Annotated in this window: 30 protein-coding genes and 1 pseudogene; 11 read left to right on the top strand and 20 right to left on the bottom strand. The window is 58.6% G+C overall.

What is annotated here, in order from left to right:
• Positions 1-7 precede the first annotated feature (7 nt).
• Complete coding sequence (locus tag DJ564_RS13580) at positions 8-247, top strand: hypothetical protein (RefSeq protein ID WP_109630037.1); 240 nt, start codon at positions 8-10, stop codon at positions 245-247.
• 120 nt (positions 248-367) lie between these two features.
• Positions 368-598: a DUF6555 family protein gene (locus DJ564_RS32790; RefSeq protein WP_109630035.1), complete on the top strand. Its 231-nt coding sequence runs from the start codon at positions 368-370 to the stop codon at positions 596-598.
• 19 nt (positions 599-617) lie between these two features.
• On the opposite strand, the gene DJ564_RS13570 is transcribed toward DJ564_RS32790, so the two are convergent.
• From DJ564_RS13570 to DJ564_RS13560, 3 genes are all read right to left on the bottom strand, one after another.
• On the bottom strand, positions 618-839 hold the full coding sequence (locus DJ564_RS13570; RefSeq protein WP_109630033.1) for a hypothetical protein: 222 nt from the start codon (positions 837-839) through the stop codon (positions 618-620).
• 105 nt (positions 840-944) lie between these two features.
• On the bottom strand, positions 945-1,280 hold the full coding sequence (locus DJ564_RS13565) for a hypothetical protein (protein ID WP_109630030.1): 336 nt from the start codon (positions 1,278-1,280) through the stop codon (positions 945-947).
• Positions 1,281-1,352: 72 nt separating this feature from the next.
• The gene (locus tag DJ564_RS13560; protein ID WP_109630027.1) at positions 1,353-1,571 is read right to left on the bottom strand and encodes a hypothetical protein; all 219 of its coding nucleotides are present in this window, start codon (positions 1,569-1,571) and stop codon (positions 1,353-1,355) included.
• 178 nt (positions 1,572-1,749) lie between these two features.
• On the opposite strand from DJ564_RS13560, the gene DJ564_RS13555 reads away from it, so the two are divergent.
• A complete protein-coding gene (locus DJ564_RS13555) occupies positions 1,750-1,998 on the top strand; it encodes a hypothetical protein (RefSeq protein WP_109630025.1) in 249 nt (82 codons plus the stop codon).
• A gap of 84 nt (positions 1,999-2,082) precedes the next feature.
• On the opposite strand, the gene DJ564_RS13550 is transcribed toward DJ564_RS13555, so the two are convergent.
• Positions 2,083-2,430, bottom strand: a complete 348-nt coding sequence (locus DJ564_RS13550; protein ID WP_109630022.1) for a hypothetical protein — start codon at positions 2,428-2,430, stop codon at positions 2,083-2,085.
• Positions 2,431-2,549: 119 nt separating this feature from the next.
• Positions 2,550-2,750, bottom strand: a complete 201-nt coding sequence (locus DJ564_RS13545; protein WP_109630019.1) for a DUF2188 domain-containing protein — start codon at positions 2,748-2,750, stop codon at positions 2,550-2,552.
• Between the two features lie 211 nt (positions 2,751-2,961).
• On the opposite strand from DJ564_RS13545, the gene DJ564_RS13540 reads away from it, so the two are divergent.
• Positions 2,962-3,324, top strand: coding sequence for an NUDIX hydrolase (locus DJ564_RS13540; protein WP_109630016.1), 363 nt, complete (start codon positions 2,962-2,964; stop codon positions 3,322-3,324).
• A gap of 15 nt (positions 3,325-3,339) precedes the next feature.
• On the opposite strand, the gene DJ564_RS13535 is transcribed toward DJ564_RS13540, so the two are convergent.
• The 8 genes from DJ564_RS13535 to DJ564_RS13500 form a co-directional block, all read right to left on the bottom strand.
• Positions 3,340-4,113 carry a 1,6-dihydroxycyclohexa-2,4-diene-1-carboxylate dehydrogenase gene (locus DJ564_RS13535; RefSeq protein ID WP_109630014.1) on the bottom strand — a complete coding sequence of 258 codons (774 nt, stop codon included), beginning with the start codon at positions 4,111-4,113 and terminating at the stop codon, positions 3,340-3,342.
• Positions 4,114-4,204: 91 nt separating this feature from the next.
• Positions 4,205-5,218 carry a benzoate 1,2-dioxygenase electron transfer component BenC gene (gene benC / locus DJ564_RS13530; protein ID WP_109630011.1) on the bottom strand — a complete coding sequence of 338 codons (1,014 nt, stop codon included), beginning with the start codon at positions 5,216-5,218 and terminating at the stop codon, positions 4,205-4,207.
• 10 nt (positions 5,219-5,228) lie between these two features.
• Complete coding sequence (gene benB, locus DJ564_RS13525; protein WP_109630009.1) at positions 5,229-5,717, bottom strand: benzoate 1,2-dioxygenase small subunit; 489 nt, start codon at positions 5,715-5,717, stop codon at positions 5,229-5,231.
• Positions 5,714-7,078, bottom strand: coding sequence for a benzoate 1,2-dioxygenase large subunit (benA, locus tag DJ564_RS13520; RefSeq protein ID WP_109630006.1), 1,365 nt, complete (start codon positions 7,076-7,078; stop codon positions 5,714-5,716). The genes benB and benA overlap by 4 nt, the downstream gene beginning before the upstream one ends.
• A gap of 279 nt (positions 7,079-7,357) precedes the next feature.
• A complete protein-coding gene (locus DJ564_RS13515; RefSeq protein ID WP_109630003.1) occupies positions 7,358-8,317 on the bottom strand; it encodes an AraC family transcriptional regulator in 960 nt (319 codons plus the stop codon).
• Positions 8,318-8,576: 259 nt separating this feature from the next.
• Positions 8,577-9,506, bottom strand: coding sequence for a catechol 1,2-dioxygenase (gene catA / locus DJ564_RS13510; protein ID WP_109630000.1), 930 nt, complete (start codon positions 9,504-9,506; stop codon positions 8,577-8,579).
• Between the two features lie 55 nt (positions 9,507-9,561).
• A complete protein-coding gene (catC, locus tag DJ564_RS13505) occupies positions 9,562-9,852 on the bottom strand; it encodes a muconolactone Delta-isomerase (protein WP_109629998.1) in 291 nt (96 codons plus the stop codon).
• Between the two features lie 10 nt (positions 9,853-9,862).
• Entirely contained in the window at positions 9,863-11,011 is a 1,149-nt protein-coding gene (locus tag DJ564_RS13500) for a muconate cycloisomerase family protein (protein WP_162556202.1), read from the bottom strand.
• Between the two features lie 127 nt (positions 11,012-11,138).
• Between DJ564_RS13500 and DJ564_RS13495 the strand changes: the two genes are divergently transcribed.
• The gene (locus DJ564_RS13495) at positions 11,139-12,020 is read left to right on the top strand and encodes a LysR family transcriptional regulator (RefSeq protein ID WP_077749269.1); all 882 of its coding nucleotides are present in this window, start codon (positions 11,139-11,141) and stop codon (positions 12,018-12,020) included.
• Between the two features lie 211 nt (positions 12,021-12,231).
• On the opposite strand, the gene DJ564_RS13490 is transcribed toward DJ564_RS13495, so the two are convergent.
• Positions 12,232-13,131 carry a polysaccharide deacetylase family protein gene (locus tag DJ564_RS13490; protein ID WP_109629995.1) on the bottom strand — a complete coding sequence of 300 codons (900 nt, stop codon included), beginning with the start codon at positions 13,129-13,131 and terminating at the stop codon, positions 12,232-12,234.
• Between the two features lie 132 nt (positions 13,132-13,263).
• On the opposite strand from DJ564_RS13490, the pseudogene DJ564_RS13485 reads away from it, so the two are divergent.
• The 4 genes and pseudogenes from DJ564_RS13485 to DJ564_RS13470 all read left to right on the top strand — a co-directional run.
• A pseudogene (locus DJ564_RS13485) lies at positions 13,264-13,404 on the top strand (ABC transporter ATP-binding protein); the annotation flags it as partial.
• A gap of 49 nt (positions 13,405-13,453) precedes the next feature.
• Positions 13,454-14,134, top strand: a complete 681-nt coding sequence (locus DJ564_RS13480) for an SOS response-associated peptidase (protein ID WP_109629992.1) — start codon at positions 13,454-13,456, stop codon at positions 14,132-14,134.
• 251 nt (positions 14,135-14,385) lie between these two features.
• Entirely contained in the window at positions 14,386-14,658 is a 273-nt protein-coding gene (locus DJ564_RS13475) for a hypothetical protein (protein WP_109629990.1), read from the top strand.
• A gap of 181 nt (positions 14,659-14,839) precedes the next feature.
• A complete protein-coding gene (locus tag DJ564_RS13470; protein WP_109629987.1) occupies positions 14,840-15,067 on the top strand; it encodes a DUF6555 family protein in 228 nt (75 codons plus the stop codon).
• A 255-nt stretch (positions 15,068-15,322) separates the two neighbouring features.
• Here the strand turns inward: DJ564_RS13470 and DJ564_RS32165 are convergent, their stop codons facing one another.
• Genes DJ564_RS32165 through DJ564_RS13460 form a run of 3 tightly spaced genes read right to left on the bottom strand, consistent with a single transcriptional unit; the run spans position 15,323 to position 16,548 of the window.
• Positions 15,323-15,478, bottom strand: a complete 156-nt coding sequence (locus DJ564_RS32165; RefSeq protein WP_178082298.1) for a hypothetical protein — start codon at positions 15,476-15,478, stop codon at positions 15,323-15,325.
• Between the two features lie 60 nt (positions 15,479-15,538).
• Entirely contained in the window at positions 15,539-15,850 is a 312-nt protein-coding gene (locus DJ564_RS13465; protein ID WP_010455066.1) for an AzlD domain-containing protein, read from the bottom strand.
• Positions 15,850-16,548, bottom strand: a complete 699-nt coding sequence (locus DJ564_RS13460) for an AzlC family ABC transporter permease (RefSeq protein ID WP_109629984.1) — start codon at positions 16,546-16,548, stop codon at positions 15,850-15,852. The genes DJ564_RS13465 and DJ564_RS13460 overlap by 1 nt, the downstream gene beginning before the upstream one ends.
• Positions 16,549-16,716: 168 nt before the next feature.
• Here DJ564_RS13460 and DJ564_RS13455 point away from each other — a divergent pair, with 168 nt between their 5' ends.
• Entirely contained in the window at positions 16,717-17,091 is a 375-nt protein-coding gene (locus tag DJ564_RS13455; protein ID WP_109629982.1) for a DUF2784 domain-containing protein, read from the top strand.
• Positions 17,092-17,140: 49 nt separating this feature from the next.
• Here the strand turns inward: DJ564_RS13455 and DJ564_RS13450 are convergent, their stop codons facing one another.
• Complete coding sequence (locus tag DJ564_RS13450; protein ID WP_109629979.1) at positions 17,141-18,718, bottom strand: sensor domain-containing diguanylate cyclase; 1,578 nt, start codon at positions 18,716-18,718, stop codon at positions 17,141-17,143.
• A gap of 154 nt (positions 18,719-18,872) precedes the next feature.
• Positions 18,873-19,400 carry a DUF3087 domain-containing protein gene (locus tag DJ564_RS13445; RefSeq protein ID WP_109629976.1) on the bottom strand — a complete coding sequence of 176 codons (528 nt, stop codon included), beginning with the start codon at positions 19,398-19,400 and terminating at the stop codon, positions 18,873-18,875.
• 226 nt (positions 19,401-19,626) lie between these two features.
• On the opposite strand from DJ564_RS13445, the gene ppnN reads away from it, so the two are divergent.
• Positions 19,627-21,000 (top strand): nucleotide 5'-monophosphate nucleosidase PpnN, encoded by a 1,374-nt coding sequence (gene ppnN / locus DJ564_RS13440; RefSeq protein WP_109629974.1) that lies wholly within the window; start codon positions 19,627-19,629, stop codon positions 20,998-21,000.
• 243 nt (positions 21,001-21,243) lie between these two features.
• Here ppnN and DJ564_RS13435 read toward each other — a convergent pair whose 3' ends face one another.
• Positions 21,244-21,489 (bottom strand): DUF2790 domain-containing protein, encoded by a 246-nt coding sequence (locus DJ564_RS13435; RefSeq protein WP_109636025.1) that lies wholly within the window; start codon positions 21,487-21,489, stop codon positions 21,244-21,246.
• Positions 21,490-21,773: the final 284 nt, after the last annotated feature.

The following is a 21,773-nucleotide window of genomic DNA, read 5'->3' as shown; positions in this document are numbered from 1 at the left end:
CGCGAGGATGATTCCAAGATTCGTTGTTGTTCCTGCAATACCCACGGAAACGGGATCAACGCGCAACGGAACGCGCTTCTACTGCAAAACCGCCCCCATCGGGTTCAACCTCTACGACAATGAAGAAAAACGAAGACTTCCCACCACCTACCTGACACGGATAGAGGCCGACAAGGAATGCTTGCAGCTCAACACTGAGTGCCTTCAATGCATGCTGGCTGAGCGCCCCCGCGAGAACACGCCATGAGCGCGTGCATGAGTGAATGCCGGAAAAACCTGGCGTTTTGTTGAAGCAGACAAAAGTCCGAAAATAGAAGGAACTGGCACTACGCCATCAATGTCGTAGTGGCAGCACCTGGAGATTCGGATGACCCGCCCTCGATATTTTCAAATCACGTATGGCTTCAACAAGACTCGGCATATTTTTGTACAACCCGACTCCCACATGACTGAGGCAGACGCTTGGTACTACGCCTGCCTGCATTCGGGAATCGGGCTTTCGTACGGGGACAATCACGACCAACAAAATTTCGATGCTGTGCGCAGCCATGCACAGGAACATGGCTTGATACAGGTCAATTGGGAGGAGTTACCTTAAACGCCAGTGTGCGGCCCACCTACGTGCCGCCGTCCACACCCTCTATCGCTTTTGCAAATGCAGTACCCGCTTCCTTCACTAACTTGCGCCATTCCGTGCTGTTGATCAGCCCGATACGTTCCATCTCGTCGGCGGTCTTGAGCAACTCGTCGTACTGCTCTTCAACATCCATGCGAATTTCCGGCTCGTTCAGAAGTTTGTACCAGGCCGCCAGGGCTTGTTTCTTTTGATCGTCATTCATCACCCACCTCCAAGGCCAGTTTTTCACTTGGAAGTTTCTGAATGAATGACCGTTCCTCGATTCCGACGTACGGCGCTTATCTATGAAGCTCAGAAGAAGCGAGTGTTACAAGCAGCTGCGAACCGCTTTACGCATCGCGTCCGACTTGGCCCATGGCGGCCCCTGATACAGCGATACGCGACTGCCGTCCTTGTATTTCACGATGTCCAGAATCTCGTCAGCCGTGATGATGCTGGGCGCGTTGATCCGGTAACCATTGGAAATCGCAGTCTGAGTCGTTCTGGAGACTTCCTGTTGCCATAATGGCAAAAGACACGCGGCGTACTCTTTGGGCGGTTTATTACTGTACTTGCTGACGTTAGGCTCACCTGGAACCAGGGATGCCGGCAATGAACAACCCGCCAGCATCGTCATCGCTAATCCCCCAATCAACATTCGCATGACGCTTCCTTATCCTGAAAAACGGGAAATGTAGCGCGTAGCGGACCGGACATCCATCAATAGAATCAGCCCTCAGGGAGCCGCATTGTGATCGCCGGGCGCTGGATAAGACCGTTCGTTCAAATACGTCATCCATCGCTCATACGCTTCATGCTGCCATAGAGTGACCCGTTCCCACTCCGGCCCGCTCAACTGATGGGCCGTAATCAGCTTCATCATCTCCGTGGTGGCTGCGTCCAGGTCAACAATCAACTCATGTGCATGGAATCTGAAATCATCGGTACTGGTCATTTGAGGTTCCCTTGCCCTAGCGAAAATTCGCCACCTCAGTACGACATCACGTCTGTTCGTTCGCGCTCATTCTCCCGACAAGCGGTGCGTCTTCCATTCATTGAGCAGCCGACGAACAGACGCCTTGTCCGTTAATTGGGACTACTCTTTTGTAGCGGGGTATTTGCAGGAGGTCATCATGTGGCTTAACGAGGATGAAAATGAACTTCGGCGTGATCTGCAAGGACTTGCGTCAGACCTGAGGTGGTCGGCGGTGGAACTCTTGCGCATTGCAGAGCAACTACGCCTGGCTGGCAATGATGTTGATGCGCAAGCGGCCATGAAGTTGTGCAATCTATTTCAAGGCGATGAAGAGCGACTGGCGGGCTATGCCGAAGAAGTGAAAGCCAAAATCATCAGTCGGACTAAAACTCAAAAAGCGCGATAGCGGGAGCCTTGTCATGAACAAGCTTCTATTCGCGCTGGTCGTCGTGCTGGCGGTGGAGGTTACTAGCCAGTGCGGCGTACCGGGCTAGCCGGAAACAGGTTTATTACAAGTGTCTCGCCATTTATCCGCGAACGAAGTGATCTTTTCGCTTTTGAGGTCAGGAGAATCGAGAACGGGCTCTTTGTAAGCTTCGTTGATCAACATTGCGCCCAACTTGTCATGCTCGGGATTACCCGACTTCACCGCCAGCAGACTTTCTTTCGATTCCCCATTTTGCCGGGACTGCATGATCGATCCGGCCAAAACACGGAAAACATCGCAGACCTTTTGATTGGTGTGAATCTCGCCTTGCGTCTGGGCGTGAGCCTGACTGACACCCGCGAGGCAAAGAGCAGACAACATTGCCAGAGCAGCCCAGCGACCTTTCAACATGCTTTCTTCCTTGAATTGAAAGCGGCCACCCTATCACCCAAATGTCACGTTTAAAATCCTCCCGCCCCTGGTTTGAAGACAAAAAAAAGCCCCGGCATACCAGGGCTTCAAACGCTCGCTCATTCTGATTTCTGGCTTGCAGTCGATCGACCCGCTCTAGCTTTGTAGGCGGGAAGAGCGGCTGCAAACGCCAGTGCCTCCTCTCTGCTGCCAAAGGCTCCGAGCCGGTCGCCTTTGGTGCACACCCGCCAGGGGCCGTTGTTTACGCTGAGTACGTCATAACCGTTCATGTGCATTTTATTCAGCATCGGAACGCTCATAGTCACCTCCTTTTCGGCAGTGATAAGCCACGATTGACTTGGCTACCTTACACCCGACCTTCGCCCAAGTGCCGACCAGACGTCGCGCCGGGTTTACGACATTCCTTTGCACTTTCTGCAGCTCCCACGACTCCAACCCTTGAAACACGGGCCTCGGCCTGAATATTGCATTTTTATGACTGTTTTATGACAAGCGACGGTTTAGTAACACATGAAAGTACGGGCAACAGTCATTTGCGAGCAGGATCGGCATGTTCTCCTGGTGCGCAAACCCAGGTGCCGCTGGACCTTGCCCGGAGGAAAAGTCGAGCGCGGTGAAACCACGGCAGGTGCGGCCATGCGCGAACTGCAGGAAGAAACAGGGCTGGGGGTCGACGGCATGCTGTACCTGATGGAGCTGGAAACGGGCAGCACCCGACACCATGTTTATGAGGCGTCGGTGCTCAATTCGGACGAAGCCCGGCCGCAAAATGAAATCTTCGATTGCATGTGGTATCCGCTGGACGCGGTTCAAAACCTGAACACCAGCGACGCCACGCTCAAGATCGTCAGAGCCTTTCAGCGTCGCCTGTAAGTTTGTGCAGTCATCTCAGCCCTGGTCGCCGCCGCCCACCGGCATGATCATGCCGGTGATGTACGACGCTTCGTCGCTGGCCAGAAACAGGATAGCGCCTGCCTGCTCATCCAGCGTGCCGTAGCGTTTCATCAAACTGCTGTCGAGCGTCTGGTCGACGATCTGTTGGTACCAGACCTTTTCTTCGGTGCTCTGCTCTTCACTGTTTCGCGGGATGACCCGTGGCGGCGCTTCCGTGCCACCGGGCGCAGTGGCATTGACCCGAACCCCTCGCCCGGCGGTTTCAAACGCCAGGCAGGCGGTCAGCGCGTTGACGCCGCCCTTCGCCGCGCCGTACGGCACGCGATTGATGCTGCGGGTGGCGATGGAGGATACGTTGACGATGGCGCCGCTGCCCTGCTCCAGCATGAACGGCAGCGCGGCATGGCAGCACCATAACGTCGGAAACAGCGAACGGCGGATTTCAGCCTCGATCTGCTGCTCTTCGTAGTGCTCGAAAGGCTTGGCCCAGATCGTGCCGCCCACGTTGTTCACCAGCACATCCAGACGCCCGAAACGCTCGACGGCGGTGCGCATCACACGGCTGCATTCGCTGTATTGCTCAAGGTCAGCGGTCAGGGCAAGCACCTGACTGTCCTGCGCCAAGTGTTGCTGCACCTCGAACACCAGGTCCGAGCGATCAACTAGAATCAATCGCGCACCCTCAGCGGCCATGCGCTCCGCCACCCGCCGACCGATGCCTTGCGCCGCGCCAGTGATCAGCGCGACTTTTTCGTGAAATCTGTTCATGGTCACCTCAATACGAAAATCAATTTCGCGGGAACGGCTATCTCTGTAGCAGGCTCGGCAGTTGCTACAGAGACGGTGTCGTTGCTGATACTCAAGCCGCGCTGGCGGCGAATTTCTCGTAGTAGAAGTTCGCCGGGGCGACGCCCTGTTCGCGAATGAACTGGCTGACCGCTTCGACCATCGGCGGCGGGCCGCACAGGTAGACGTCGACGTCGCCATCGTTCAAATGCCGTGGCTCGATGTGCTGGGTTACGTAGCCCTTGAGCGGGTGCTGGCTGTCGGGGTTGGCGACGCAGGCACTGAAGCTGAAATTCGGAATTCGCGCGGCGAACGCTTCAAGCCGATCCAGTTCCACCAAGTCGAAATCGTTGGTCACGCCGTAGATCAAATGCAGCGGATGCTCACTGCCCTGCTCGGCGATTTTTTCCAGCATCGCAGTGAAAGGCGCCAGGCCCGTACCGCCAGCCAGCAGCAACAACGGCCGGCGGATATCGCGCAGATAGAAACTGCCCAACGGCCCGGCCAGGCGCATGCTGTCGCCGGCCTTGGCCATGCCGGTCAGGAAGCTGCTCATCAAGCCGCCGGGCACGTTGCGGATCAGGAAACTGACCTCGCCGTCACGCTGCAACGAGCTGAACGAATACGCGCGGGTCTGCTCGCTGCCGGGAATCCCGAGGTTCACATACTGGCCCGGCAGAAACGCCAGTTTGCTCAGCGATTCGCCTTTGATCGACAGCGCGATCGTGCTGTCGGACAGCTGCCGCACGGCGCTGATCGTGGCGTCATAACTGGCCTGCTGGGTACGGCACACCTGCGATGAAGTCGGCACGCGCACCACGCAATCGCTCTGGGCGCGCATCTGGCAAGTCAGGACAAAACCCTGCTGCGCTTCCTCGGCGCTGAGCGCGTCTTCGATGTATTCCTCGCCCAAATCGTAACGGCCGGCCTCGGCGAAACACTTGCAAGTGCCGCACGCGCCGTCGCGGCAATCCAGCGGAATATTGATGCCCTGGCGGTACGCAGCATCGGCCACGGTTTCGCCCACATCGGCGTCGATGAACCGGGTGACGCCGTCTTCAAAATTGAATGCAATGGAATGAGTCATGACGGCCGCCTCAGAGGTGGTAGACATCGATGACCTGGCGAACGTAATCGTTCTTCAGGATCACTTTCTTGGCCTTGATCAGCGGGTTTTCACCGCGCACATCAAGGGTGTAGAAACTGCTGCCGAAATAGCTGTCGACGGTCTTGTAGCGAAAGCTCAAGGTGTGCCAGTTGAAGCGCACCTTGCACAGACCGTCAGCCTGTTCGAGCAGCTCGATGTTGCTGATGTTGTGCGAGGTGCGGGTGTCCGGAATGCTCGCGCTGGAGCGCTCGGTCTTGATCCGGAAGATGCGATCTTCCAGGCCGGTGCGGTTGCCGTACCAGATCAGCGAAATCTCGCGCTGCGGGTCTTCGGTCAACTCGTCGTTGTCGTCCCATGACGGCATCCAGAACGAGGCATCGGCGGCGTACATTTCCAGCCAGTCGTCCCATTGCTTGTCGTCGAGGTAGCGTGCTTCGCGGTAGAGGAAATCGCGCACGGCGTCATAAGTGATGGTCATTGCACGGCCTCCACTGCGATCAATTCGGACTGTTCGGCGGCCAGGGCCTTGAGCATGGTTTGCTGCCAATACTTGTGTTGCAGCACGAACAGGCCTTCGTCTTCGGTGCGCACGCCGCTGAGCAGCGGATGCAGCTCAATTTCCTTGGCCGCCTCATCGGCACCTTCGACCCAGTGCTCGGCACCGCGGGACATGTCGTTCCACGTCGTGACGCTGCCCTGATAGCTGGTCTGGCACGAGCGGAACTCTTCCAGATCATCGGGGGTGGCCATACCACTGACGTTGAAGAAATCCTCGTACTGACGAATCCGGCTCGACCGGGCGTGGTCGCTTTCGCCTTTGGGGGCGATGCAGTAAATGGTGATTTCCGTGCGGTCGACCGAGATCGGCCGGGCGATGCGGATCTGCGAGCTGAACTGGTCCATCAGGTACACGTTCGGGTACAGGCACAGGTTGCGCGAGTTCTCGATCATCCAGTCGGCGCGGGCCTGGCCGAAGTCCCGGGACAGTTCGTCGCGGCGCTCGTAGAGCGGACGATCCTCAGGGTTGGACCAGCGGGTCCAGAGCAGCATGTGGCCCTTGTCGAACGAGTAGAACCCCCCGCCCTGCTTGGCCCAGGTCCCGGCGCTCATGGTCGGATTGCTGTCACCGGCTTCACGCTGTTTGCGCTGATTCTGGGTGGCGGCGTAGTTCCAGTGCACGGAGCTGACGTGGTAGCCGTCGGCGCCGTTTTCCGCCGTGAGTTTCCAGTTGCCTTCGTAGATGTAGCTTGAGGAGCCGCGCAGCACTTCGAGGCCATCGGCGGACTGATCGACGATCATGTCGATGATCTTGGCCGACTCGCCCAGGTGCTCAACCAGCGGCACGACATCGGCATTGAGGCTGCCGAACAGGAAGCCGCGATAGGACTCGAAACGCGCGACTTTTGTCAGGTCGTGGGAGCCTTCGCAGTTGAAGCTCGCGGGGTAACCCGCAGCTGCCGGGTCTTTGACCTTGAGCAGTTTGCCGGAGTTGTTGAAGGTCCAGCCGTGGAACGGGCAGGTGTAGGAACTCTTGTTGCCGGTCTTGTGCCGGCACAGCGTCGCGCCGCGATGGCTGCAAGCGTTGATGAAGGCGTTGAGCACACCCTCCTTGTTGCGCGCGATGAAGATCGACTGGCGCCCCATGGTGGTGGTGTAGAAGTCATTGATGTTGGGGATCTGGCTTTCGTGCGCCAGGTACAGCCAGTTGCCTTCGAAGATGTGTTTCATCTCCAGGTCGAACAGCCGTGGGTCAGTGAACATCTCGCGCTTGCAGCGGTAGATGCCCTGTTCTTTGTCGTCTTCGAGCAGGGAGTGAAGGTATTCGGGTCGCAGGGACATGGCCGCCGCCTCCATTGTTTTTATTCAGGCAGGGCCATGCTAGGACGGGGGGATGTGGCGGACTATCCGATAGGTGCAGACGTGTATCCGATTACTGCAATGGGTGATGTCTATGGGCGACGCTGACTTTGTGGCGAGGGAGCTTGCTCCCGCTGGGCTGCGAAGCGGCCCCAAAACCTGCAACCGCGATCATTCTGTAAAACCGGGGTCACAGGTTTGCGACTGCTGCGCAGTCGAGCGGGAGCAAGCTCCCTCGCCACAGGTGCTCGTCGTCTGCAGTCAGTGCCGGCGCTTGAGGGTGTCCGACGGCAATTCGCCGAATTGTTTGCGGTAGTTGTCGGAGAACCGCCCCAAGTGCAGGAAGCCGTAATCCATGGCCACTTCCGTGACGTTGCGCACGTTGCAGGTCGGGTCGCTCAGGCACAGGTTGATGCGTTCGAGTTTCTTCTGCCGGATGTAGTTTTGCGGCGAGGTGCCGGCGTTGCGCTCGAACAAGCCGTACAGCGAACGCAGGCTCATACTGGCCTGGCGCGCCAGTTCTTCACTGTCGAAGTCCTGCTTGAGGTTGCGCGCGATGTAATCGGCAATCCCCTCGAACGTCGCCGACGACGAACCGAGGCTGCTGCGAATGACGTTGGTTTTCATCAGGCTGAGCATCTTGCTGACGATGATCTGCGCGTAGTGTTCCTGCACCCGTGGGATCTGCTCGGTGGCTTCGGCTTCCTGGCAAATCATCGCCAGCAGGCCGACGAAGCCTTCCAGTTGATCGAGCTGATAACGGTTTTCCAGAAACCGCACGCCCTGCCCCGGATAGCGCCAGCGCTGCTCCTCGCACACCGACTCAAACAGTCGGGTCGGCACTTTGAGGATGAATTTTTCGCAATCGTCGGAGTACGTCAGGTCCACCGGGTCGTCGGGGTTGATCAGCAGCAATTCGCCCGGCGCAAAGTAATGCTCCTGACCGTGCCCGCGCCACAGGCAGTTGCCGCGCAGCAACACTTGCAGGTGATAGATCGTTTCCAGCGCGCCGGAGGTCACTCGCACACTGGCGCCGTAGCTGATACGGCACAGGTCGAGGCTGGCGAATTTGCGATGACCGAGGCTGGCCAGCGGACTGCCGGCCCTGGGCATGAGGATGCAATGGTTGCCGACATGCTGATTCACATAACCCGACACCGCGTAAGGGTCGGCGTGGTCGAATATTCTGCTGCGCTGACTCAATAGTTGCGCGTGCATCATCGGGTCACTCTCGTTGTTGTTATAGGTGTTGTCGGGCCATTCTAAGGCAGTAGCTGCAACGGTGTGTCAGTGGGCTGACCTGTGGAAGCTTCTGGCCCCTTCGCGAGCAAGCCCGCTCCCACAGTTGGCCGGGTTTCTTCAGGGCCAACGCGGTCAAAATGTGGGAGCGAGCCTGCTCGCGATAGGGCCATCAGCCTCACATCAACGTTGACTGACACTCCGCTTTCGCAAGCAGGCCCACTCCCACAAGGCGCAGCAATCAATCCTCGAGTGCACGAACCCGTTCGTGACGCTGTTGTTCGTCAGGTTGCGCAGAGGTCTGCAAGGTGAAATCGAATTCGATCTCGGCAAACCGGCCACTGACGCCATGGGCCGCCGCACGTTGCGGATCGTCGCTGAAAGCGATGTGGGCGATCAGTTCATCGCGAGTGGCATAGGCAAAATCATCGTGCAGGTATTGGTCGCCGTCGAGGTTGATCTGAGTGGTCAGGTGACGGTGATCCGGCGCGGAGATGAAGAAGTGAATATGCGCCGGACGCTGGCCATGACGGCCCAGTTGATCGAGCAGTTGCTGGGTCGGACCGTCCGGCGGGCAACCGTAGCCCGACGGCACGATGCTGCGGAAGCGATAGCGACCCTCGGCATCGGTGACGATACGGCGGCGCAGGTTGAACTCCGATTGCGTGGCATCGAAGTAAGAGTAAGTGCCGCCGGTGTTGGCGTGCCAGACATCCACCACCGCGCCGGCCAACGGCTCGCCAGCGGTATTGCGCACTTGGCCCTGCATGAACAGAACCACGCCCGGATCAACGCCATCATCCAGTCGCGCCTCACCGTCAGACAGCGGCGCACCCGCCACATACAACGGACCTTCGATGGTCCGCGGCGTACCGCCCGCCTTCCCGGCCTGCTCGTCTTCGGCGTCCATCAGCAAGTCCAGGTAGTGTTCCAGGCCGAGCCCGGCCACCAGCAAACCGGCTTCCTGACGCGCGCCCAGTACGTTGAGGTAGTTGACGGCTTTCCAGAATTCTTCCGGGGTCACGGCGAGGTCTTCGATGATGTTCACCGAATCACGCAGAATGCGGTAAATCAGGGCTTTGACCCGTGGGTCGCCAGCGTCGTTGAGCAAGCCGCTGGCATCTTCGAGAAACTTCTGGGCGCTGGCAGTGTGGGAAATCTTGACGTTCATTTTTGGCGGTTCCTCATCTTGTAATTATTAGCGTAGCGAACTGAACAGGCTGGGTTCAGCGGTCATCGTCTCGAATGGAAGAAGGATGCCGGCACATCGCGTCGACCTCGATCGCCATGTACGGAAACAGCGGCAATTGCATGAGCAGGTCGTGCAATTCCTGAACGCTGTCGACGTCGAAAACGCTGTAATTGGCATAGTGCCCGGCGATGCGCCACAGGTGACGCCATTTGCCTTGCTCTTGCAGGCGCTGGGCCAGGGCTTTCTCGTCGGACTTCAGCTTGGTGGCTGTTTCAGGATTCATGTCGACCGGCAGGTTCACGGTCATTTTTACGTGGAATAGCATGATGCTCTCCTCAGGCTTGATGAACGGAAGTGGATGTTTTGTCGCGGCGATAAAACGCCAGGCGCTCTTCATCCAGGCTCAGGCCAAGGCCCGGTGTTTGCGGGACATGCAGCGCAAAATCGCGATAGACCAGCGGCTCGCTGAGGATGTCTTCCGTCAGCAGCAACGGGCCGAACAACTCGGTGTCCCAGGCCAGTTTATTCAGGGTGACAAAGGCATGCGCCGAGGCCAGCGTGCCGATCCCGCCTTCCAGCATAGTGCCGCCGTACAGGCCGATACCGGCGGCCTCGGCGATGGCGGCGGTGCGCAACACGGCGCGTGGCCCGCCGTTCTTGGCGATCTTCAGGGCGAACACCGAAGCGGCCCCTTCGCGCGCCAGGTTGAAGGCGTCTTCCACACACTCGATGGATTCATCGGCCATGATCGGCGCCGGGCTCACGGCATTCAGGCGTGCCATGCCGCTACGGTTGTTGCGCGAGATCGGCTGTTCGATCAGGTCGATGCCATTGCTGCCCAGGATCCGGCAGGCGCGCAGTGCGACCGCCTCGTCCCAGGCCTGATTGACATCGACCCGCACGCTGGCACGGTCGCCCAGGGCTTTCTTGATGGCGATGACGTGGGCCAGGTCGCGATTGACTTCGCCGGCACCGATTTTCAGTTTGAAGATCCGGTGGCGCCGCAGGTCGAGCATTTTTTCTGCTTCGGCGATGTCCTTGTCGGTGTCGCCGCTGGCCAGGGTCCAGGCCACCGGCAGCGCATCACGAACGCGACCGCCCAGCAACTCGCTGACCGGCAGGCCAAGGCGTTTGCCATGGGCGTCGAGCAAGGCGGTTTCGATACCGGATTTAGCGAAAGTGTTGCCACGGATGCTGCGTTCCAGGCGCAACATCGCGGCGTTCACATTGCCGCTGTCCTCACCGATCAGCAGGGGCGCGAAGTGTTTGTCGATGTTGGTCTTGATGCTGTCCGGGCTTTCGTTGCCATAGGCCAGGCCACCGATGGTGGTGGACTCGCCAATGCCTTCGATGCCATCGGCGCAGCGCACGCGGATGATCACCAGGGTCTGGTTCTGCATGGTGTGCATGGCCAGTTTGTGCGGGCGAATGGTCGGCAGATCGACGATGATCGTCTCGATCGATTCAATGGCAGTTGCACGCATGTCGATACCCGTCAGGTTCTTGAAGTTCTGAAATGGATTCTCGTACGGCTTTTTCCCCACGGCCAATATAGAATTGGTCTGGCTCGATACCTTAAAGGTATTCAACTGATCAATGCCTGGAGGCCCCATGGAACTGCGTCACCTGCGGTATTTTCAGGTGTTGGCTCAAACCCTCAACTTCACCCGCGCCGCCGAGCTGCTGCACATTGCCCAGCCGCCCCTGAGCCGGCAGATCCAGCAACTGGAAGATGAACTCGGGGTGTTATTGCTTGAGCGCGGCCGTCCGCTGAAGCTGACCGACGCCGGGCGCTTCTTCCATGAACACTCCACCGCCCTGCTCGAACAGCTGGCCAAGGTATGCGACAACACCAAGCGCATCGGTCTGGGGGAAAAGACCTGGCTGGGCATCGGCTTTGCGCCATCGACCCTCTACGGCGTGCTGCCGGAACTGATCCGCCGTTTACGCAGTGGCGAGCCCCTGGAGCTTGAGCTCGGGCTTTCGGAAATGACCACATTGCAACAGGTACAGGCGCTCAAGGCCGGGCGCATCGACATCGGGTTCGGGCGGATTCGCATCGACGACCCGGCGATCATTCAGACCGTATTGACCGAAGACCGGCTGGTCGCCGCCCTGCCCGCCGGCCATCCGCTACTGGCCGGGCCGATCAGCCTGCGCCAACTGGCCAAGGAACCCTTTGTGCTGTACCCCGGCAACCCGCGCCCCAGCTACGCCGATCATGTGATTGCACTGTTCGAATCCTACGGCGTGAGCATTCACGTGGCGCAATGGACCAATGAACTGCAAACGGCGATTGGTCTGGTGGGGGCTGGAATCGGCGTCACGCTGGTACCCGCGTCGGTGCAGTTGCTGCACCGAGATGACATTGGTTTTACCCCGCTGCTGGAAGACAACGCGACCTCACCGATCATCCTCAGCCGGCGCGTGGGCGATGTGACGCCGGGGTTGAATCATTGCTTGAAAATGATTGATGAGTTGCTGCCCCGGTGATGGAGCAGCCAAAAAATGACCTGTGGCGAGGGGATTTATCCCCGTTCGGCTGCGAAGCAGTCGTAAATCCAGACAACTTATTCTGCCTGAAATGACGCTGGGGCCGCTTCGCAGCCCAACGGGGATAAATCCCCTCGCCACAAATGTGTGGGCTCGCGTTTGAGTGAACAGTATTACGCTCCTACGGGCCGTTTCTCATATTTCTCACGCTCTAATGAGAATCCCCATCCCAAAGCCAGTTCCAGATCCCCGGTAATTCCACTGGCTGGGAACTGTCGGTGACGGTGCGCGCCAACGCCGCCCGTCGCAGCGCCGCCGTGTCATCGTAAAACGGCTTTTGCGCCACCGTCACCCCGGTGTCACGGGCGCTGTCCAGGAGGATTTGCAGATATTCGCGGGCATGCCGGGCGGTATAGCGATTCAGGTCATGAAAGGTCACCACCACCGGCACCACACCGTCCACCGTCGGCAGCTCGCCCAGCGCAATGCGTTCACGAACTTCCGACAGTTGCAGCAGCATGTTGGCCCGCCGACGCGGGCTGGCGTTGAAGCCCCAGATCTTGCCGTCGTTGGCGCTCAGGTCCGTCAGCAACAGTTGCATGCCGTGGCGCTGGTAGGCGGCGAACACACGTTTGTCGTAATTCCAGAATGGCGGACGCACCAGGGTAGGCGGCGCGCCGGTGATCGCGGCGATGTCGGCACTGCCTTTGCTCAGCGACTGCTCCAGCTCTTGCGGGCTGAGCGAGCGGTGATTGGTGTGCGAATGAGTCGCCGTGTGGAAACCCAGCACATGCCCTTCCGCCTGTTCCCGGCGCATGACTGCGCGTCCGATGTCGCTGTCGCCGGCCCGTGGCGCGCCGGTCTGGACGAAGAACACTGCTTTGATCCCCGGTTGCACCGGGTTCTGCGCAAGGCTGTCGAGCACCGTCATGCTCGGGTTCCAGAAGCTCGACGCGCTGGGACCGTCGTCGAAGGTTAGCAGGAAGCGGATCGGTGGTTGCTCGCGCAAACGCTGTTCGGTCTGCGGGGTCAGCTCGATCGGTGAGGCAATGCAGCCAGCCAGCGCGACAGCGATGGCGAGCGCACAGAGAACCTTGAACAGCTGTTTCATGGTTTGCCTTGGGCCAGACCGTTAAGGTCATCACGTTAAACGGCAAAAACCCTTCGCCCATTGATCCATTGTCGGCCCGCAGGTGGCTACGGGACGAGGTTGGATCAGGTTACACAGTGTTTGGTTCCAGCGCTCACCCTCGTAGCTCGCCCGAGCAGCATTCGTCAGGAGCTGGCTGTGGAATTGCCACATCCTCGTGACCGGCGAGACCCGTTGCTCGCGCAACTGAAGGCGTTGTCGCTGACCGAGTTGCAGCGTGCCCCTGTGATTTGAAGACTAAGCTGAACGCTCCAGCCAGCGCTTTCCAGCCGGAGATCAGCCGATGTGCGGACGACTCTCGCAGTACCGTGGCATCCACGACTTTGTCGCGGTGCTGAGCATTCCCGACGCGCTGATCAACCATGTCGGTGATGAACCGCTGGCCCGCTACAATGCCGCGCCTACTACCCAGCTCGCCCTGCTGCACCTTGAGCCCGACGGGTTGCACGCCGATTCGTTGCGCTGGGGATGGCGGCCGCATTGGGCGACGGATCGCGCGGCGCCGATCAACGCCCGCGTCGAGAAAGTCGCTCATGGCCCGTTTTTCCGGGCGATCTGGCCGCACCGTGCGATTGTGCCGATTGACAACTGGTTCGAATGGGTGGATGCCGGCGATTCGACGAGGCAACCGTGGCTGATTCGTCGACGGGATCGGGCGCCGATCTGCTGCGCGGCGATCGGCCAGTTCCCATCGAGTGGCAGCGAGCAAAAGGAAGGCGACGGTTTTGTCATCATCACCGCGGACAGCGCCGGCGGCATGCTCGACATTCATGACCGGCGACCGGTGGTGTTGTCAGCGGAACTGGCCCGTGAATGGCTGGACCCGGCCACACCCAAAGAGCGCGCCGAGCAGATGGTGCTGATGCAAGGTGAAGCCAGCGAAGTGTTCGAGTGGTACAGGGTCGATAAAGCGGTGGGAAATGTCAGGAACCAGGGTGCGATTTTGATTAACAAGCTGGTTTAAAGTGGATCCATTCCTGAGCCTGAATAACCAAACGAGATAGACGTTACGCAGACTGTTTCATAATAGAAACACTTGCCGGAATGCGGCAAAAGGACGCATTAACCGCTTGTCTGACAATTGAATCATCGTGCATACATTTAGAAACGCTACAGCTAGCATGCGCGCCGCATTTCCCTCGGCAGCACCCCATTGACCAAAGAGTCAATAAACAAGGAAATCCCGAAATTTAACAAGCCTTGCAGAGAACTAAGTTGCGCGACGATCTTGTAATTAATCAAGTCAGCGGTCTGGACTGCGTGTACCTGTCGTTGACAGAACGCTTTCAACTTGACTGTTTTATCGGGCAATACATAAAGACCCGAAACCTGCGTTCCATTCCCAATATTAACGACATCCTGCGTTCCACCCTCGCGGCCTACTCCGGCAAACCGCCGGTCATGGTCAACGAGCTGAATGCCTGGTTCGACAAGACGTTGGGCTATCGGGCCTCCCACCCGGATTTTCCGCCACTGGAAGATCTTTGAAGTGATGCGCGGTTCAGTTCAACTCACGACTGAACGAACCGGAAACCCTTGCACTCTGAAGAAGAGGCCACCGGGCCTCTTTTTTTCAACCCTCATTATCTGCGCAAGGATGACACCGCAGACTTTTTCAATGACCCATTCGAAGACTGAACCAAAGCCCTGCGCAGTTAAGGAGGAATACATGAGCGAACTCGTTCCCTATGCCGTGCATTATTTGCTCGACGGCGTTCGTCAGCACTTTTTCAAACTGGCTGAACAGTTCTCCGACGTGGACGCGATTCATTCGGCCTCCGCGCATGCCTTTCCGCAATCCGAGCGAAAGATCGCCGCACATGCCTCTCTCGAAGCGGCGCGCTTGAGCGCTCAACAATTGGGCATCACGCAGATACGCTGGAATGAGGCGATCTGACCCCTTCATCCGCTGCGCTTGATTGCGCAGCGCTGTTCACTCATCACAGTACTTCAGGCACGCCTGTCTTTGTGGCGAGGGAGCTTGCTCCCGCTGGGCTGCGTAGCGGCCCCAAAATGTGATAACCATGCCGATTGTTGTGAGTGCTGCGCACTCAAGCGGGAGCAAGCTCCCTCGCCACAGGTTTCTTGCTCGATTGAAGATTGAGTGAACAACATTGCGCTTGATCGCGAGCTTTTGGTTTGTGCTGACCGCTCAAGGCTTCAGTGGACGCTCTTCGTCACGGTCTGACAGCTCTCGACTGTCGTCATGTTTCCAGGTCTGGCTTGAACGCCTCTGCCGCTCGAGTTCTTCCTCCGTGGGGTCATCCTCTTCTTCATCCAGATCCGTACCCTTGGTTTCGTTAGCCATGCTCACCTCTCTTCCTGAAGGATTACCCCTTTAAGCGTAGAACAATTTCCAAAGCCCGACTCAAAGCCACCAACGCAGCAAAAAGAAAAACCCCATGCTCAACAACATGCTGAGCAAAGTATTGCGGGTGTACAGCACCAACCCCACCGCCACCAGCGAACTGATCAGGTACGGATTGTCCCACTGCAGATTCAGCTGTTTGTCCGGCATGAACACGATCGGTCCGCAGATCGCGGTCAACATCCCCGGCACGGCAAAACCGAGGAACTGCCGGGCATTGCTGCTCAGGCGCAGCGGCAGTCGAGGTTCGAGGAACACGTAGCGGTTCAGAAAGACGAGCACGCCCATCCCGATAATCACAGCCCAGACCATCATGTGCGCCCCATGTAGAGTTTGTTGCAGATGAAACCTGCAGTCATGCCCGCCAACCCCGACAGCACCAGCGCCGAGCCCCATTGCCAGTAGCTGAACAGCACTGAACAAAACAGCGAAACCGCGACGCAGACCACCGTGGGAACGCTGCGCACCACCGGGGTGATCAGGGCGATAAAAGTCGCGGCAATGGAAAAGTCCAGCCCCAGGTGTTCGAGTCCGGGAATGCTGCTGCCCAGGACGATGCCCGCGAGCGTGAACAGGTTCCAGGCGATGTAGAACGTCAGGCCCACGCCCAGGGCATACCAGCGATTGAACTGCTGCTTGTCATGCTGGCTGGTCAGGGCGAACAGCTCATCAGTGAGCAAAAAGCCCAGCCCCACACGCCAACGGCCCGGCAGCGGTGAAATCACCGAACGCATGCTCATCCCGTACAGCAAATGCTGCGAGGTCAGCAGCAGCGTGGTCAGCAGAATCGAAAAGATCCCGGCACCGCCCTTGAGCATGCCGATGGCCACCAGTTGCGCTGCACCGGCAAACACGATGCTCGACAAGCCCTGACCTTGCAGCGGCGTGAGATTGGCCTCGATGGCCATGGACCCGGCCAGCAACCCCCAGGGCGCAGTCGCCAGGGACAACGGCATGATCGCTACGGCGCCGCGAAGAAAGGCACTGCGCGGCATGAGTGAGTTCGACATAACGCTCTACAACCAGGGAAAGACGCCAGACTGTGCCAGCAGTTGCGGTCGATGGCTTGAACAATCTTGCGCACTTGCGGGCAACGCCTGCCGAATGGCGCTGAACCGCTGTAATGAAGAGAACGCGAGTACCATGGAGCCATTCGCCTAACGCGTCAGGGAGTCGACATGCTTTACCGGATCGCAGCCGATGGGCTGGTGCTGTTTCACTTGCTGTTCATTCTGTTCGTGCTGTTCGGCGGGCTGCTGGTGCTCAAATGGCGCCCCCTGATCTGGTGGCACCTGCCCGCGGCTGTGTGGGGCGTGAGTGTGGAGGTTTTTCACCTGCCATGCCCGCTGACGCAATGGGAAAACCTCATGCGCCAGGCCGCCGGGCAAACCGGTTACGGCGGTGGTTTCATTGAACATTACGTGTGGCCGGTCATCTACCCGGCCGGGCTGACACCCGCGATTCAACTGGCGCTGGGCAGTGTGGTGCTGGCGATCAACGTCGTGGTCTATCTTCGGCTGATCAGGTTGTGGAAGTTACGCCGAGCCGCCTGAAACACCCGCCGAGAACAGAGAGAAAAAGTAGTGATCGCTTCGTTTGAATTCAGTTGGCAATGACGCTCATGTTCCGCCCACTGGCCTTGGCCACATACAAGGCCTTGTCCGCAGCGCTGACCAGGTCGTCGGGCTGATCCTGGGAGGACGGGTTGTAGGCGCACACCCCGACACTGACGGTCACCGTCCCTTCCGGGCATTCGCTGTGTTCGATACCGGCCTGCTGGACCGCGCGGCGGATTTTTTCAGCGACCAGGAACGCCCCCACATAATCGGTGCCGGGCAGCACCACCGTAAACTCCTCGCCGCCATAGCGGGCGGCCAGATCGCCGGGGCGCTTTATGTTGTCCTTGATGATCGCGCTGATTTTGCGCAGGCACTCATCGCCTGCCACGTGCCCGTATCGATCGTTGAAGCTCTTGAAGTGATCGACATCGATCATCAGCATGGCGAGGTGAGTCACCGTGCGCCGGGCACGGCCCATTTCCGCGAGAATAAACAGATCGAACTGACGCCGGTTGGAAAGCCCGGTCAGTGCGTCTTCGAGCGCCAGCAATTCAAGGCTGCGGTTGACCTCGATGAGCTTCTCTTGGGCATCGAGCAATACGCTTTGAATGTGATTCTGCTGCTTCATGAAGCGAATCAGGCGATAACCGAGCCCTCCCAGGAACACCAGCAGCAATAGCACGATGCCGGCGCTGAGGATTGACTCCTCGCGCCAACCGGCCAGGACGTCTTGCTTGTCCAGGCCGGCGAAGACGATCAGCGGATAACCATCGACTCTTCGGAACCCGACCACGCGCTCGACACCATCCACATAAGACTGGACGGTGGCTGTGCCGGAATTGCCCTTGGGCAACAGCTGCATGAACAGCGGCCCCTTGGCGACGCTGGTGCCCACTTCTGCTTCGTTGAATGGTCGGCGAACGACGATGCTGGCGTCGTCGGCGATCAGGTTGATCACGCCGTTCTTGCCCATGTCGATGCTGTCGTACAGCCCGAGGAAATGGTTGAGGTAGATCGTTGCCAGCGCCACACCGGCGAAACTGCCATCCGGGTGGTTGATCCTGCGTGACACGGTCATGATCCATTCGCTGGTCGAGCGACTCTTGATCGACGGACCGATATGGGGGCCTCGGTCAGGATGATCACGATGGTAAATGAAATATTCACGGTCGGAATTGTTCGCACCGGGCATATCCGCGCCGTTGGAATTGGCGATCCACCCGCCTTTTTCGTCAAATACGAACAAGCCATGGAGCTGGGCCAGCTCACTGCGCTGGGTGGCGAGCAAACGTCTGAATCTGGGCAACTGCACCGGGTTCAAGCCCTCGTTTTCGATGCGGTCCACCAAGGTAAACAGCAGCGTATCGGCCTGCTTGATCGACGATTGCGCTTGCGATGCCAAGGTCTGGGCCAGGTTGGACATCGCCACTTCTTTGTCATGCAAATGGTACTGACGTGAGCTCCAGGCTTCCCAGATCACAATGGTCGTTAACGACAGACACACCGCCACCAGCAGGACAACCGCATAGCGAACCCTGACCCGGGACTCAATCGGTTCGGGCTCCCAAGGCACGGTGGGCCGGGTGTGTTCAATTCGGTCGTTGATGGACGGATGTCCCATGACGCTCCCTGAATCGTTATGACATGGCGACTTTTCCCGTTCGCCCTTTTAGCCCCATCCAGTTGTGGATCGCGGTGCCCCATCAGAAACAAGATAGGCGATCTGTTAGCGTTGTGAAGGGTTTATGTCGGGGTGATGAGCCACACCACGGATTTTAATTCGACGTCTGCTTGACCGCTTCAAGCCAGGCGGGATTCAACTGCGTCTGTTCGGTGTCGAGGCCCAGCGCTTCCATCCGCGCCTTGTGTTGCTCCATTTCCCGGCTCAACTGGCCATGATCGCTGGAATTGCCATCCAGTTCGTGCATCTGGCTCAAGCCAAGGTGGTAGAAACGCAGCAGTTTCATGGCCGTCGGATCACCCGCCTCTACCGCCGCCGTCAACTGATGCATCACATTGGTGATGCTCATCAGGCTGCGCTTGAGCTGCCAGCCATACACCGCCGGCGCCATCCACGCCTGAGACCAGAACGTGCCGCGCATCAGCGCCACCATCGCCAACACCGCGACAAACACGCCGCCGACGTTAAACCGCAGATTGTCGCCCCCGGGTTCACCGAACAACGCCACCGCCGTGGTGGACAGCACCATCGCCAGGGCCAGGAAAATCAGGGCAATAATCACCGTACTGCGTCGCGTCTGTTGTCGAAAGCGTTCGGCGTTCATCGGCTGGATTTCGAACATCGTGACGGGGTTCCTTGCATCAATGGTAAAAGGCTCGGTGAGCAAAAAGACTGCGGGGCATTATCGCCCCTGCGCAGGATTTAGCTATGCTGGGCGCCTCTTCATCTTTTCATCGTCAATCGGGGAACATGGCGATACCGCGCAGTTCGTGCCATCTTCTTTCATGGATACATACTATTCGGATGCCATTTGCGGGTATGAACGGCATCGTTTTAAGGATCATTGAATGACCCAACGACAAGTAATCAACGCCTCCGTCAGCCCTAAAGGCAGCCTGGAAACCCTTTCTCAACGTGAAGTACAGCAACTGAGCGAAGCCGGATCCGGCAGCACCTACACCCTATTTCGCCAGTGCGCCCTGGCCATCCTCAATACCGGCGCCCATGTTGATAACGCCAAGACCATCCTCGAAGCCTATAAAGACTTCGAAATCCGCATCCATCAGCAGGACCGAGGCGTGCGCCTGGAACTGCTGAACGCCCCGGCCGACGCCTTCGTCGACGGCGAAATGATCGCCAGCACCCGGGAAATGCTGTTCAGCGCCCTGCGTGACATCGTCTACACCGAAAACGAACTCGACGCCCAGCGCATCGACCTGAGCACCTCCCAAGGCATCAGCGACTACGTCTTCCACCTGCTGCGCAACGCCCGCACCCTGCGCCCCGGCGTCGAACCGAAGATCGTGGTGTGTTGGGGCGGCCACTCGATCAACACTGAAGAATACAAATACACCAAGAAAGTCGGCCACGAACTGGGCCTGCGCAGCCTCGACATCTGCACCGGTTGCGGCCCTGGCGTGATGAAAGGCCCGATGAAAGGCGCGACCATCGCCCACGCCAAACAGCGTATCCACGGTGGCCGCTACCTCGGCCTGACCGAGCCCGGCATCATCGCCGCCGAAGCGCCGAACCCGATCGTCAACGAACTGGTGATCCTGCCAGACATCGAAAAACGTCTGGAAGCCTTCGTGCGCGTGGGCCACGGCATCATCATTTTCCCGGGCGGCGCCGGCACGGCCGAAGAGTTCCTGTACCTGCTCGGCATCCTGATGCACCCGGACAACGCCGGCGTGCCCTTCCCGGTCGTCCTCACCGGGCCGAAACATGCGGCGCCGTATCTGGAACAACTGGACGCGTTCGTCGGCGCGACACTGGGTGACGCCGCCAAACAACACTACGAAATCATCATCGATGACCCGGCTGAAGTCGCGCGCCACATGACCCAAGGCCTCAAGGCGGTCAAACAGTTCCGCCGCGAGCGCAATGACGCGTTCCATTTCAACTGGCTGCTGAAAATCGACGAAGGCTTCCAGCGCCCGTTCGACCCGACCCACGAAAACATGGCCAACCTGAAACTCAGCCGCGACCTGCCCCCTCACGAACTGGCCGCCAACCTGCGCCGCGCGTTCTCCGGCATCGTCGCCGGCAACGTCAAGGACAAGGGTATCCGCCTGATCGAAGAACACGGGCCGTATCAGATCCGTGGCGATGCGGCGGTCATGCATCCGCTTGATCAACTGCTCAAGGCGTTTGTTGCGCAGCATCGGATGAAACTGCCGGGTGGCGCGGCTTATGTTCCGTGTTACCGGGTGGTTGCGTGATAAATGGCGTCTGACAAACACCCAATACCCTTGTAGGAGCGAGCCTGCTTACGATGGTGGAGTGTCAACCAACATTAATGTTGAATGGCACACCGCCTTCGCGAGCAAGCCCGTTCCCACAAGGTTTGGTGTACATCCGCTAGAAATTGGTCGGCTTTCAGGCCGCCATCGCAGGCAAGCCAGCTCCCACAGGGAATGTCTGTACACCTGGGGGAAACCTGGTCGGCCCGAAGGCCGCCAAGGTCAACCGCCCTGATTGCCACACGCCGCGAACTTGCTGTAATCCAGCACCTTCTGCGTACCGCTCGAATCCAGATACGTCATCCGCGCATTCACAATCCCGCAATTCGCCCCGCCATCTTCTACAGTTGAAATCACCTTCTTGATGTCCAGGTGGCTGCTGCGAGCCTGAACATCCGCATGCGCCGAAAACGCCGCAACGCTCAGGACAGCAAAGAAGCCAGCGGCAACCAATCTGTTCCAATTCATGATCATGTCCTCTAAGTCGATGGGCAGTGGAGCGAGGCAAGTCATCCTGCCTCGATGGAACCCATTTAACCGGCCCGAGGTATCTGCCATGTGTCGCAAAACCGGGATTATCAAGGTGTAAGGTGTCACACAGCGCACCCGATACAGTTCGATACACCCACACCTGAAAAAAGCCGCCTTGTATGCCCATGTATCAAAGTCGCCTCCAGATACAGTGAGATACAAAGGCCGGCAGGCAGGCGCGATGCGGCTCCCTAGAATGCGCGACGTGCGAATAACAAGAG

It is taken from the genome of Pseudomonas sp. 31-12 (assembly GCF_003151075.1).
In the GTDB taxonomy this organism is placed as follows: Bacteria; Pseudomonadota; Gammaproteobacteria; order Pseudomonadales; family Pseudomonadaceae; genus Aquipseudomonas.
The sequence above is the reverse complement of the archived record's forward strand: the minus strand, read 5'-3'. Positions and strand labels throughout refer to the sequence as shown.